The sequence below is a fragment of the Bifidobacterium choerinum genome, from assembly GCF_000741135.1.
Classification (GTDB): domain Bacteria; phylum Actinomycetota; class Actinomycetes; order Actinomycetales; family Bifidobacteriaceae; genus Bifidobacterium; species Bifidobacterium choerinum.
Genome location: NZ_JGYU01000001.1, coordinates 79758 through 93457, shown reverse-complemented (window position 1 = coordinate 93457; position 13700 = coordinate 79758). Strand labels below are relative to the sequence as shown.

The 13700-nt window shown below is 65.3% G+C and carries 9 protein-coding genes and 1 tRNA gene; 5 read left to right on the top strand and 5 right to left on the bottom strand.

From position 1 onward, the window contains the following. Positions 1–82 precede the first annotated feature (82 nt). From BCHO_RS00380 to purT, 3 genes are all read right to left on the bottom strand, one after another. Positions 83–3814, bottom strand: a complete 3732-nt coding sequence (locus BCHO_RS00380) for a phosphoribosylformylglycinamidine synthase (RefSeq protein WP_024540758.1) — start codon at positions 3812–3814, stop codon at positions 83–85. Between the two features lie 157 nt (positions 3815–3971). Continuing rightward, positions 3972–4724 carry a phosphoribosylaminoimidazolesuccinocarboxamide synthase gene (gene purC, locus BCHO_RS00375; RefSeq protein ID WP_024540759.1) on the bottom strand — a complete coding sequence of 251 codons (753 nt, stop codon included), beginning with the start codon at positions 4722–4724 and terminating at the stop codon, positions 3972–3974. Between the two features lie 136 nt (positions 4725–4860). Beyond that, positions 4861–6108, bottom strand: coding sequence for a formate-dependent phosphoribosylglycinamide formyltransferase (gene purT / locus BCHO_RS00370; protein ID WP_024540760.1), 1248 nt, complete (start codon positions 6106–6108; stop codon positions 4861–4863). 116 nt (positions 6109–6224) lie between these two features. Here purT and BCHO_RS00365 point away from each other — a divergent pair, with 116 nt between their 5' ends. After that, positions 6225–7475 carry a glycosyltransferase gene (locus tag BCHO_RS00365; RefSeq protein WP_024540761.1) on the top strand — a complete coding sequence of 417 codons (1251 nt, stop codon included), beginning with the start codon at positions 6225–6227 and terminating at the stop codon, positions 7473–7475. Here BCHO_RS00365 and BCHO_RS00360 read toward each other — a convergent pair. Together BCHO_RS00360 and BCHO_RS00355 are read right to left on the bottom strand one after the other, a co-directional pair. Next, positions 7466–8491, bottom strand: coding sequence for a threonine aldolase family protein (locus BCHO_RS00360; RefSeq protein ID WP_024540762.1), 1026 nt, complete (start codon positions 8489–8491; stop codon positions 7466–7468). The genes BCHO_RS00365 and BCHO_RS00360 overlap by 10 nt on opposite strands. Positions 8492–8539: 48 nt before the next feature. After that, entirely contained in the window at positions 8540–9469 is a 930-nt protein-coding gene (locus tag BCHO_RS00355) for a hypothetical protein (protein WP_152595860.1), read from the bottom strand. Between the two features lie 424 nt (positions 9470–9893). Between BCHO_RS00355 and BCHO_RS00350 the strand changes: the two genes are divergently transcribed. The 4 genes from BCHO_RS00350 to fusA all read left to right on the top strand — a co-directional run bounded on the left by BCHO_RS00350 (position 9894) and on the right by fusA (position 13558). After that, positions 9894–9969 (top strand) — tRNA-His (locus BCHO_RS00350). Positions 9970–10547: 578 nt separating this feature from the next. Beyond that, complete coding sequence (gene rpsL / locus BCHO_RS00345) at positions 10548–10919, top strand: 30S ribosomal protein S12 (RefSeq protein ID WP_006294990.1); 372 nt, start codon at positions 10548–10550, stop codon at positions 10917–10919. A 5-nt stretch (positions 10920–10924) separates the two neighbouring features. Beyond that, positions 10925–11395 (top strand): 30S ribosomal protein S7, encoded by a 471-nt coding sequence (gene rpsG, locus BCHO_RS00340; protein WP_003813834.1) that lies wholly within the window; start codon positions 10925–10927, stop codon positions 11393–11395. Between the two features lie 33 nt (positions 11396–11428). Next, entirely contained in the window at positions 11429–13558 is a 2130-nt protein-coding gene (fusA, locus tag BCHO_RS00335) for an elongation factor G (RefSeq protein WP_024540764.1), read from the top strand. Positions 13559–13700: the final 142 nt, after the last annotated feature.

Here is a 13700-nt window from a genome sequence, read left to right as displayed (position 1 = left end):
GGATACAGGATATACGAATCGGCCCCGCGGAACGGATTCCGCGGGGCCGATTCATGCGCTCAGCCAAGCGCCCGCCAATCGCTCAGCCGAAGTACTCGACGCCGGCTTCGAAGATCGGCTGGTAGGTGTTGCCCGGCACGTTGAGGTACAGGCCGTTGCCGGAGCGCTCCGAATGGCCCATCTTGCCGAAGACGCGGCCATCGGGACTCGTGATGCCCTCGACGGCGAGCATCGAGCCGTTCGGGTTGACCGACAGGTCCATGCTCGGCACGCCGTCCTCGTCCACGTACTGCGTGGCGATCTGGCCGTTCGTGGCCAGCTGCGCGAGCATGTCGTCCGAGGCGACGAAACGGCCCTCGCCGTGCGAGATCGCGACGGTGTGCACGTCGCTGACCTCGGTCTTCGCGAGCCACGGCGAGAGGTTCGATGCGACGCGCGTGCGCACGAGGCGGCTCTGATGACGGCCGATCTCGTTGAACGTGAGCGTCGGGCATTCGGCGGTCATCGGCACGATGTCGCCGAAGGGCACAAGACCGAGCTTGATGAGCGCCTGGAAGCCGTTGCAGATGCCGAGCATCAGGCCGTCGCGGTTCTTGAGCAGGTCGCGCACCGCCTCGGTGACGGCCGGCGCACGGAAGAAGGCCGTGATGAACTTCGCCGAGCCGTCCGGCTCGTCGCCGCCTGAGAAGCCGCCGGGAATCATGACGATCTGGCTGCGGCCGATTTCGTCGACGAGCGCCTGCGCGGATTCGGCGACCGCCTGCGGCGTGAGGTTGTTGACGATGAGCGTAGTCACCTCGGCGCCGGCACGTTCGAACGCCGCCGCCGTGTCGTACTCGCAGTTGTTGCCCGGGAACACCGGGATGACGACGCGAGGCTTGGCGATCTTCGGCCCCGCATACTGCACGCGGCGGTCAGTCTCGAAGGACACCGTCTCGACCTGCTCGAGTTCGGCGCCGGCCGGCGTGCGGTACGGGAACACCGATTCGAGGCCGCGTTCCCACGTCTCCTGCAGCTGCGCCATCGGCAGGTCCTCGCTGGCCGCATGGAAGACGTAGTCGTCGGTGGTCTCGCCGATCTGGCCGATTTCGACGAGGTTCGACGTCGCCGGCAGCTTCGCGTCGTCCGCCAGTTCGACGATGAACGAACCGTACGCCGGCGCGAAGAGGTCGTCGACGGCGATCGCGTCGTCGAGCTTGACGCCGATCTGGTTGCCGAGCATCATGCGGAACAGCGATTCGGCGGTACCGCCGTAACCCGGCGTGGACACGGCGAGCGCGTCATGGAAGTCGACGAGCTCCTCGACGACGTGGAAGGCCTCGAGCAGCGCGTCCTTGTCCGGCGTGATGCCGTCGGCGAGGTAGCGCGGCGCGAGGCGCACGACGCGATGGCCGCCCTGCTTGAACTCCGGGCTCGTCGCGCGGTTCATGTTGCCGACGGCGACGGCGAAGGAGATCAGCGTCGGCGGCACGTCGAGGTCCTCGAAGGATCCGGACATCGAATCCTTGCCGCCGATCGCGCCGACGCCGAGGTCGACCTGCGCCATCAGCGCGCCGAGCACGGCCGCGAGCGGCTTGCCCCAGCGTTCCGGCTCGTCGCGCAGCTTCTCAAAGTACTCCTGGAAGCTCAGATACGCCTTCTCGTGCTCGAAGCCGGCGGCCACGAGCTTGGCGAGCGATTCGACGACGGACAGGTAGGCGCCGGTGAACTGGTTCCGCTCCATGATGTACGGGTTGAAGCCCCACGCCATCGCCGACGCGGTCGTCGTCTCGCCGAAGACCGGCAGCTTCGCGACCATCGCCATCGGCGCGGTCAGCTGCGTGCGGCCGCCGAACGGCATCAGCACGGTGCCGGCGCCGATCGTCGAGTCGAAGCGCTCGGACAGGCCCTTGTTCGAGGCGACGTTGATGTCGGAGAGCATCGCGTCCATGCGTTCGGCGAGCGTGCCTTCGTTGAACGGCGTGACGTAGGTGCCCTGAGCGGTCACATGCGCGTCCTGATGCTTGTCGGCGCCGTTCGACGCGAGGAACTCGCGCGACAGGTCGACGATCGCGTCGCCGTTCCAGCGCATGACCATGCGCGGCTCCTCGGTGACGGTCGCGATGACCGACGCCTCGAGGTTCTCCTCGGCGGCGTACTTGAGGAACTCGTCGACGTCCTCGGCGGCCACGTCGACGGCCATGCGCTCCTGCGATTCGGAGATCGCGAGCTCGGTGCCGTCGAGGCCCTCGTACTTCTTCGGCACCTGGTTGAGGTCGACGTCGAGGCCGTCGGCGATCTCGCCGACCGCGACGGAGACGCCGCCGGCGCCGAAGTCGTTGCAGCGCTTGATCAGACGGCACGCGTCGCCGCGGCGGAACAGGCGCTGCAGCTTGCGTTCGACCGGCGCGTTGCCCTTCTGCACCTCGGCGCCGTCGAGCTCGAGCGATTCGACGTTGTGCGCCTTCGAGGCGCCGGTCGCGCCGCCGATGCCGTCACGTCCGGTGCGGCCGCCGAGCAGGATGATGCGGTCGCCTGGCGCCGGCGTCTCGCGGCGCACATGGTCGGCGGGCGTCGCCGCGACGACGGCGCCGACCTCCATGCGCTTGGCGACGTAGCCCGGATGGTAGATCTCGTTGACCTGTCCGGTTGCGAGCCCGATCTGGTTGCCGTAGGAGGAGTAGCCGTGCGCGGCCGTCGTGACGATCTTGCGCTGCGGCAGTTTGCCTTCGAGCGTCTGGTCGATCGGCGTGCGCGGATCGGCCGCGCCGGTCACGCGCATCGCCTGGTAGACGTAGGAACGTCCCGACAGCGGGTCGCGGATGCAGCCGCCGATGCAGGTCGCCGCGCCGCCGAAGGGCTCGATCTCGGTCGGATGGTTGTGCGTCTCGTTCTTGAACAGGAACAGCCAGTCCTCGTCCTCGCCGTTGACGTCCACCTTCACCTTGACGGTGCAGGCGTTGATCTCCTCGGATTCGTCGAGGTTCGTCAGGATGCCGTTCGCCTTGAGCCATTTCGCGCCGAGCGTGCCCATATCCATCAGCGTCACCGGGCGGTCGTCGCGGCCGAGCTCCTCGCGCATCTTCAGGTAGCGTTCGAAGGCGGCCTGGACGGTCGCGTCGTCGATCGTCACGTTGTCGAGCTGCGTGCCGAAGGTCGTGTGGCGGCAATGGTCGGACCAGTACGTGTCGATGACCTTGATCTCGGTGATCGTCGGGTCGCGGTCCTCGTTGACGAAGTAGTCGCGGCAGAACTGCAGGTCGGCGACGTCCATCGCGAGCCCGCGGTCGTCGATGAAGCGTTCGAGCTGCTCGTCGTCCATGTCGCGGAAGCCGTCGATGACCTCGACCCTGCCGGGCGTCGGGATCTGTGTCGCCAATGTGTCGCGCGTCGCGAGGCTCGCCTCGCGCGCCTCGACCGGGTTGATGACGTACTTCTTGATCGCGTCGATGTCCGGCGTGCTCAGGTCGCCCTTGAGCGCGTAGAGCGTGGCCGAGCGCACGGTCGGGCGCTCGCCCTGGCTGATGAGCTGGATGCATTCGCTCGCCGAATCGGCGCGCTGGTCGAACTGGCCCGGCAGGAACTCGACGGCGAAGACGGCGTCGTCGCCGAAGTCGGGAAGGTCGGAGGACACGTCATCGGACTGCGGCTCGCTGAAGACGGTCGGCACGACCTGCTCGAACAGCTCCTCGCCGATGCCCTCGACGTCGTAGCGGTTGATCAGGCGGATCTGCTCGAGCGGCTTGATGCCCAGGATCGTCCTGAGCTCCTGGGTGAGCTGCTGGGCCTCGACGTCAAAGCCCGGCTTCTTTTCAACATATACGCGGAAAACCACGGTTCTTCCTTGCTCTCTTGACTCTGATGGTTGCAGGTGGATATGGGGTAGGAATGGGAGAAAAACAGGGGCATGGGTGGCGGAGGGCGGCCCCATGCGGCGCGCTCACGGCAAAAACGGCCCGCATCCGGTATGTGCCGGATGCGGGCCGTCCGCGTCATTCGGCGCGCTCGATGCCTTCCTGTTCGGCAAGCGCCGTCAGACGGTCGTAGATCTCCTCGTAGGCGGGGATGATGTTTCCCAGGTCACGGCGGAACAGGTCCTTGTCGAGATGCTCGATCTGGCCGGAGCCGTCCCTGAGGTCCCACAGGCGGCAGGTGTCCGGCGTGATCTCGTCGGCGAGTAGGATCGTGCCGTCGGAGGTCTTGCCCTCTTCGATCTTGAAGTCGACGAGCTGCACGTCGATCTTCGAGAAGATGTCGAGCAGCGCGTCGTTGACGGCGCGCGCCTGCTTCGAGATCTCGGCGAGCTCCTCGTCGGAGGCCAGACCGAGCGCGACGATGCCGTCGTCGTTGATGAACGGGTCGCCGAGCTCGTCGGACTTGTAGCAGAATTCGAGGATCGGACGGGCGAGCTTCGTGCCCTCCTCGACGCCGTAGCGCTTCGCGAAGGATCCGGCGGCCGTGTTGCGCATGATGATCTCGAGCGGGTACATGTCCATCGCGCGTACGAGCTGCTCGGTGTCCGAGATGCGCCTGATGAAATGGGAGTCCACGCCGCGCGCCTTGAGCAGGTCGAAGAGGACCGAGGTGATGCGGTTGTTGAGGCTGCCCTTGCCTTCGATCTGGGCTTTCTTCGCGCCGTTGCCGGCGGTCGCCTGGTTCATGTATTCGACCCAGAGGACGTCCGGATCGTCGGTTGCGTACAGTTTCTTGGCCTTGCCCTCGTAGAGCTTGTCCATCTTCTGCATTTTCTGCTTCTGCCTTCCGTGGATTAAGGGAAATGGAACGCTGAACTGACGCCATCAGCGTAGCAAGCGGCGGCAACATGGGCGCGCCCCTGCTCACGTTTCAAACGCGGGAAGGGGCGCGCGGGCCTTCGCATGCTCAGACGATGCTGACCTGCAGCGCCTGGGCCGTCTCGACGGCGCGCACGCGCGCCTCCTCGACGTCCTGTCCGAGCGCGAGCGCGACGCCCATGCGACGGTGGCCGTCGACCTTCGGCTTGGCGAACACGCGCACGTCGACGCCCGGCTGCGCGAGCGCCTCGTCGAGGTCGTGGAACTCGGCTTCGCCGTGTCCCTCGACGACGATCGCGTGGCTCGCCGCCGCCGTGTACTTCGGGATGTCGAGCGCGACGTGGCCGTCCTTGACCGGCACACCGAGCATCGCGCGCGCATGCAGGTCGAACTCGCTCAGCCGCTGGCTGATCATCGTGACCATGCCAGTGTCGTGCGGACGCGGCGAGACCTCGTTGAACAGGACGGTGCCGTCCCTGAGCACGAACAGCTCGACGCCGAAGACGCCCCACGCCGTGTCGGTGCCGGCGCGCGCGACGAGTCCCTCGACGACGGCGTGCGCGATGCGGCGCGCCTCGTCGAGCACGTCCGCCGGCACCTGCGCCGGCTGCCACGAGTCTCGGTAGTCGCCGTCCTGCTGACGCTGGCCGATCGGCTCGCACACGACGACGCCGGCGACCGAGCTGACGGTGAGCATCGTCAGCTCGTAGTCGAGGTCGACGAGACGTTCGACGATGACGCGCGAGACGTCGCCCTCGCCGTGCGTGCGGCGGCCCTGCTGCGCCGCCGTCCACGCGTCGTCGACGCCGTCCGCGGCATGCACGACCGACTGTCCGTGGCCGGAGGAGCTCATGATCGGCTTGACGACGCAGGGGAAGCCGATCGCGTCGGCCGCCGCCTTGAGTTCGTCGAGCGAGCCGGCGAAGCGGAACGGCGTCGTCGGCAGGCCGAGTTCGTCGGACGCGAGCGTGCGCAGCGCCTCGCGGTCCATGCACGTCGCCGCGATCCTCGCACTCGGCACGACGCGCACGCCGTCGTGCTCGGCCGTCTCGAGCACCGACGTCGCGATCGCCTCGACCTCGGGGATGATGATGTTCGGGCGCACGTCGTCGATGAGCGCGCGCAGCGCGTCGGCGTTCGCCATGTCGACGACGCGCGCCTCGTGCGCGACCTGCTGCGCCGGCGCGTCCGCATACGAATCGGCCGCGATGACGCGCACGCCGAGACGCGTCAGCGAGATCGCGACCTCCTTGCCGAGCTCGCCGGAGCCGAGCAGGAGCGCGCGGGTGGGATGTTTGCCGTTGGGGGTGCCGAGTGCACAATCGATTTTCGTCATGGCATCCATTGTGCCACCGGTAGTGCACGGCCGCCGGCGGCGTTCCACGCGCCGTCATGGACGCCCGCGGGACGCGAACCGCCGGTTCGGCGGCGTGGCCGCTAGACTGGACGACTATGTGCGCACAACAAAACACGGCATCCTCCAGCGACGACCGGCAGGACGACGATCGGCCGCTCAAGGTCGCGCTCGTCGTCGACACGTCCGGCAACGGCGGCAATGGCACGTCCAATTCGGCGACCCAGTGGGCGGCCGAACTGCAAAGACAGGGACACGAGGTACGGCTCGTCGGCATCGGCGCTCCCGAATACCCGGCGCGCGAGAACCATATACCGCTCGTCAGCTGGATATCGGCGAAGCAGCAGATGCAGTTCGCGCAGCCGAGTCGCACGCTGTTCGACCGCGCCTTCGAAGGCGTCGACGTCGTGCACATCTACGAGCCGTTCAAATTCGGCAGGCACGCGCTCGCGAACGCGCGCGCGCACGGGCTGCCGGTGACCGCCGGCTTCCACGTGCAGCCGGAGAACGTCATGTATTCGGCCGGTCCGCTGCGCTACATCCCCGGCATGAACGCGTTCCTGTACTGGCTGTTCCACCACTGGCTGTACCGCAACGTCGACGCGATCCACGTGCCGACGAGGCTCGGCGCGCATCTGCTCAAGGAGCACCACTACGGCGAGCCGATCTACGTCATCTCGAACGGATACCAGCCCAGGTTCACGGCGAAGCGTCAGCGGCCGGGCGCCGAACCGGCCGGCGTGCCGTTCCGCATCGTCGCCTCCGGCAGGCTCGCCAACGAGAAGAACCATGTGGAGCTCATCGAGGCGATCGCGATGAGCGCGCACGCCGACGACATCCATCTGACGATCGCCGGCACCGGGCCGATCAGGCGGCGCGTCATGCGCAAGGCGCGCAAGCTGCTCAGCCGTCCGGCGACGATCGGCTTCCACCGCAACGTCGACATGCCCGACCTACTGCGCTCATGCGACCTGCTGTGCCATCCGTCGATCGCCGACCTCGAATCGGTGAGCGTCATCGAAGGCATGGCGTGCGGCCTCGTGCCGGTCATCGCCGACTCGCCGCTGAGCGCGGCCGGACAGTTCTCACTCACGCCGGAATCGTTGTACCCGGTCGGGCATCCAGAACAGCTCGCCGACCGCATCGACTGGTGGATCGACCATCCGCGCGAACTCAACGAATGGGGCCAGACCTACGCCGAACACACGAAGGAGACGTATTCGGTCGAACAGTCGGTGAAACGCTTCGTGCGGATGGAGCGCGAGGTCATCGCCGCGCATCGCGCCGGCAGGCGCGCCGCCGGCGACACCGACGGCCGCAGCATGTATCGGGGGAAAACTCACAGATAGGAGATCAGTTCAGCCGTCTGCTCGTCGGTCGTCGCCCAGCTCGTGCAGATGCGCAGCATGACATGGTCGGCGTCGACGGCCTCCATGAAGCCGAGCGTCACATGCTTGGCCAGCTCGGCGGCCTTCTTGTCGGTGACGGTGATGAAGATCTGGTTCGTCTGCGAGACGAAGGCCACGTCGTAGCCCTTGTCCGTCAGCGCCCGGCGGATCTTGTCGGCCTCCTTGTTCGCGTGTTCGGACAGCTTGAAGTACAGGTCGTCGGTGAACAGCGTGTCGAACTGCAGGCCCAGCAGCCAGCCTTTCGCGAGCAGCGCGCCATGCTGCTTGACGAGCGTCGTGAAGTTCGTCGGCGCGTTGCCGCGCGTGAACACGACGGCCTCACCGAACATCGCGCCGACCTTCGTGCCGCCGATCGTGAACACGTCGGCGACGCGCGCGATGTCGTCGAGGTTCGCGTCGTTGCCGTCGCTCGTCAGCGCATAGCCGAGGCGCGCGCCGTCGATGAACAGCGGCAGCCTGCGGTCGTGCGCGACCTGGGAGAGCGCCTCGAGCTCCTCGAGCGTGTAGACGGTGCCGTATTCGGTCGGCTGCGAGATGTAGACGGCGCCGGGGAAGACCATATGCTCGTGGTTCGCATCGGCGTAGAAGCGCTCGCAGTAGTCGTCGAGCTGTGCGGCGGAGATCTTGCCGTCCTCGTTCGGCAGTGCGAGCACCTTGTGGCCGGTCGCCTCGATCGCGCCGGCCTCATGCGTGTTGATGTGGCCGCTGTCGGCGCACACGACGCCGGCGTACTGCGGCGTGATCGACGCGATCACCGTCTGGTTCGTCTGCGTGCCGCCGACAAGGAACCACACATGTGCTTCGGGGTCGTCGCACAGTTTGACGATCTTGTCCGCCGCGGCCTTGCAGTAGTCGTCGACGCCGTAGCCGGGCTGCTGCTCCTGCTGGATCTGCTGCATGCGCGCGAGGATCTGCGGCGCGGCCGTCGAGGAATAGTCGTTCTGGAAGGACAGCATGATGGGCTCCTTGGGTCTGGATGGGTGTGGTCCGTGCTGTAGGACAGTCTAGTCGGTCGGCCTCCGGCCGCCGCGGATTGCGGCGACGGTGAACGGGCGGCGGGACATGTTGGACGCCTCGAGCGACTGCGCGAGCGAGAGCGCGGGCGTGCGGGCGCCCAGGTCCTCGTGCCAGCGTGCCGAGACGGCGAGGAAGATTAGATAGACGTACGGCATGCCGAGGTTCGTCTCCAGCAGCGAATCGATGACGAGCGGCCTGAGCGACTGCGCGGCGCTCAGACCGGCGCTGCGGATGCCGCCGAGCAGCAGCGCGAGCTCCCACGCGAACTGGATGCCGATGCCGCATACGAGCAGCCAGCGGATGTCGACGCGCAGCGCCGGGCGCGCGGCGAAGCCCAGATTGTAGACGACGAGGGCCGCATAGCCGGCGAACAGGATGAGCGCCATCCAGCCGTGGTAGGCGCCGGTCGTGCGCTGGATGACGATCGGGTCGGCGGCCTGGGCAGGCAGGAAGCGGGACGTGATCGTCTGCGTGATGAGCGGCGCGCAGAACCACCAGCCGAAGATCAGCGTCGACCATTCGACGAGCCGGTCGTCACGGCGCAGATACAGCCAGATCCAGCTGAAGTTCGTGAAGCCGTAGCTCATCGACATCCACGCCAGCACCCAGAACAACGACGCGTTCGGCGAGATCGAGCGCGTGTGCAGGGCCAGATGGAAGATGCCGAAGTCGACGGCGAAGTACAGCAGCCCGGCGACGAGGCCGACGAGCACCGTCATGCGCCGGCGGCGCCACAGCAGCAGCGCGGCGTACAGCACGAGGAACATGATGTCGAGCCAGATGTAGCATGGGGCGAACTGGCGGCGCGCGACGAAATCGGAGGCGGCGGTCGCGGCGGCGGTCGCGGGTGTGGGCGTCGCGGCCGTCGTCATGGCGGTGGTCATCGCCATGTCCGCGGAAAGGGGAAGCGTCATCATGGTTCCAGCGTAGACGATGGGAGATGGGAAAGCGGACGACGGAAGCGGACGCGACGGGGAAGCCGACGACGATGGGGAAGTCGACGATGGAGGAAGCGGCGGGCGGCAAAAAAGGGGCGGCCCCCGAAGCATCTAGATACCTTTGGGGGCCGCCTCGCCTGTTTCTCTTATCCTCTTGTCCATCATCTCCATCATCCGCGATCGCGTTCGCATCAGGAAACCATCAAGCCGGAAAGGAGTTCAGCGCCACATTGCGCTTTGTCTGTAACCCTGTGTCTGCAACTCTGTTGAATTATGCTTCCAGTCTACTCCCGATTGGCGCGCGACAGGCCCGGACACGGCCGCGACACGCCGTGTGGGCGTGTCGGAAGCAGATGGTGTATAGTGTTCATCTGTTGCCCGGTTCTACGGAGCCGTTGCGATGGTGGCTATAGCTCAGTTGGTAGAGCATCTGATTGTGGTTCAGAAGGTCGCGCGTTCGAGCCGCGTTAGCCACCCCACTGAAGACCCTCCCTCGCGGAGGGTCTTTTTGTTTCTCTCGGCGCGACCACGGCAAACGGCTCCAATGGTGTCCCGTTCCATCGAATCAGTCGATGGAACGGGACGCAAAAGGGATGGTGTGCGTCCAGGTTCGTCGGGCCGGTCGACGGTTCGTCCCGCGAAGGGGGCGGCTCGCGTCCCGTTCCGTCGGGCCGGTCGATGGTCCGTCCCGCGGAGGGGGCGGTTCGCGTCCCGGTTCGTCGGCGGTGCCGATGGAGCGGGACACAGAGGGACACGGCGGGGGGCGATTGTGAAGACACACCGAGGGTGTCTTCACAATTGATTCTTATCCGGGATCCGTGCTATATTCATCGATTGTGTGTGCCAGCCACGCACCTTATGTAACAGGAGCATGTGCTGGGATATCCCCGAGTTCGTTTGTACCACGCGCAGTAATGCGACCAGTGAGAGAACGAAGGGTCATCGGGCCGGTGAACAGTGGCTGTCTTTTCTTCATTCAGTGAATCGGGGGAAAGTGAGGCTGCGATCAGTCGGCTTCACTAGGAAGAACAGAAACCACTGAATCGGAGAATTCAAGTTGCCTACTATTGAACAGCTTGTCCGTAAGGGACGTAAGGCAAAGCCGAAGAAGTCCAAGACCTTGGCGCTCAAGGGAAGCCCGCTGCGCCGCGGCGTGTGCACCCGTGTGTACACGACGACGCCGAAAAAGCCGAACTCGGCTCTGCGTAAGGTCGCTCGTGTGCGCCTGAGCTCGGGCGTCGAAGTCACCGCCTACATTCCGGGCGAGGGCCACAACCTGCAGGAGCACTCGATCGTGCTCGTGCGCGGCGGCCGTGTCAAGGATCTGCCGGGTGTGCGCTACCACATCGTGCGCGGTGCGCTCGATACCCAGGGTGTCAAGGATCGTAAGCAGGGCCGTTCCCTGTACGGAGCAAAGAAGGCGAAGTAAGAGATATGTCACGTAAAGGACCCGCCAAGAAACACCAGCTGCTGCCGGACCCGATCTACGGCTCGACCGTCGTGGCGCAGCTCATCAACAAGATTCTGCTTGACGGCAAGAAGTCGATCGCCGAGGACATCGTCTACTCCGCGCTCGACATGGTCAAGGAGAAGACCGACCAGGAGCCGGTCGCGGTGCTCAAGCGCGCGCTGGACAACATCCGCCCGTCCCTCGAGGTCCGCTCCCGCCGTGTCGGCGGTGCGACCTACCAGGTCCCGGTCGAGGTCAAGCCGGCCCGCGCGAACACGCTGTCGCTGCGCTGGCTGACCGACTTCTCCCGCGCCCGTCGCGAGAAGACGATGGCTGAGCGCCTCGCCAACGAGATCCTCGACGCGTCCAACGGCCTCGGCGCCTCCGTGAAGCGCCGCGAGGACACGCACAAGATGGCGGAAGCCAACAAGGCCTTCGCTCATTACCGCTGGTAATTAGTCACAGAAACGAAGAGTTAAGGAACATTCATGGCACTGGACGTGCTTACCAACCTCAACCAGGTTCGTAACATCGGCATCATGGCGCATATCGATGCCGGTAAGACCACCACTACCGAGCGTATTCTGTACTACACCGGTAAGAACTACAAGATCGGCGAAACCCACGACGGCGCTTCGACGATGGACTTCATGGCCCAGGAGCAGGAGCGCGGCATCACCATCCAGTCCGCCGCGACGACGTGCTTCTGGAACCGCCAGACCCATGACACGGGCGATAAGTTCCAGATCAACATCATCGATACGCCGGGCCACGTCGACTTCACCGCCGAGGTGGAGCGTTCGCTGCGCGTCCTCGATGGCGCCGTCGCCGTCTTCGATGGCAAGGAGGGCGTCGAGCCGCAGTCCGAAACCGTGTGGCGTCAGGCCGACAAGTACGGCGTTCCGCGCATCTGCTTCATCAACAAGATGGACAAGCTCGGTGCCGACTTCTACTACTCGGTGGACACCATCAAGGAGAAGCTCGGCGCGACGCCGCTCGTCGTCCAGCTGCCGATCGGCGCTGAGAACGACTTCGTCGGCGTCGTCGACCTGATCCGCATGAAGGCCTACGTCTGGAACGACGTCAAGGACGACATGGGTGCTCACTACGACACCGTGGACATCCCGGACGATCTCAAGGAACGCGCCGAGCAGTACCGCGCCGAGCTCCTCGACCAGGTCGCGGAGTCCGACGAGGACCTCATCGAGAAGTACCTCGAGACCGGTGAGCTGAGCGAGGACGAGATCCGCAAGGGCATCCGCACGCTGACGATTTCGCGTCAGGCCTACCCGGTCCTGTGCGGCTCCGCGTTCAAGGACAAGGGCGTGCAGCCGATGCTGGACGCCGTCGTCGACTACCTGCCGAGCCCGGAGGACGTTCCATCCATCGTCGGCTTCGACCCGTCCGACGAGTCCATCGAGATCGACCGCAAGCCGACGCTCGACGACCCGTTCTCGGCGCTCGTCTTCAAGATCTCGACGCACCCGTTCTACGGCAAGCTCGTCTTCGTGCGCGTCTACTCCGGCTCCGTCAAGCCGGGCGACAACGTGCTCGATTCGACGAAGGGCAAGAAGGAACGCGTCGGCAAGATCTTCCAGATGCACGCCGACAAGGAGAACCCGGTCGACGCGGCCGAGGCGGGCAACATCTACACCTTCGTCGGTCTGAAGAACGTCACGACCGGCGACACGCTGTGCGATGAGAAGCACCCGATCTCGCTCGAGTCGATGACTTTCCCGGACCCGGTCATCGAGGTGGCCGTCGAGCCGAAGACGAAGGCCGACCAGGAGAAGATGAGCCTCGCCCTCGCGAAGCTCTCCGACGAGGATCCGACCTTCCAGGTCAAGACCGACGAAGAGTCCGGCCAGACCCTCATCTCCGGCATGGGCGAGCTCCAGCTCGACATCATCGTCGACCGTATGCGCCGCGAGTTCAAGGTCGAGTGCAACGTCGGCAAGCCGCAGGTCGCCTACCGTGAGACGATCCGCAAGGCCGTCATGGGCCAGGAGTACACGCACAAGAAGCAGACGGGTGGTTCCGGCCAGTTCGCGAAGGTCCTGATGAACTTCGAGCCGCTCGACACCGAGAACGGCGAGGTCTACGAGTTCGTCAACGAGGTCACCGGCGGCCACATCACGAAGGAATTCATTCCTTCGATCGATGCGGGCGTGCAGGAGGCCATGGAGTCCGGCATCCTCGCCGGCTTCCCGGTCGTCGGCGTCAAGGCGACGATCGTCGATGGCCAGGTTCACGACGTCGATTCCTCGGAAATGGCGTTCAAGATCGCAGGTTCGATGTGCTTCAAGGAAGCCGCCCCGAAGGCCAAGCCGGTCATCCTCGAGCCGATCATGGCCGTCGAGGTCCGTACTCCGGAGGAGTACATGGGCGACGTCATGGGCGACCTTAACTCCCGCCGTGGCGCCATCCAGTCGATGAACGACGCCACCGGCGTCAAGGTCATCGACGCGAAGGTGCCGCTGTCCGAGATGTTCGGCTACATCGGCGACCTGCGTTCCAAGACCCAGGGCCGCGCGATGTTCACGATGCAGATGGACTCCTATGCGGAGGTCCCGAAGGCCGTCGCGGACGAGATCATCAAGGCCCAGCGCGGTGAGTGACACGCGCTGCCATTTGGCTTGAACCTGTCCCCAGTCAGCGCTAATATTCTGTAGCGCTGACTGGGTTCGGGCTCTACAAGTGGCGAAAACCCAGAAACCCAGTAAACTGTAGCAAGTGCCTTGAGCGATCAAGGCTTACTAC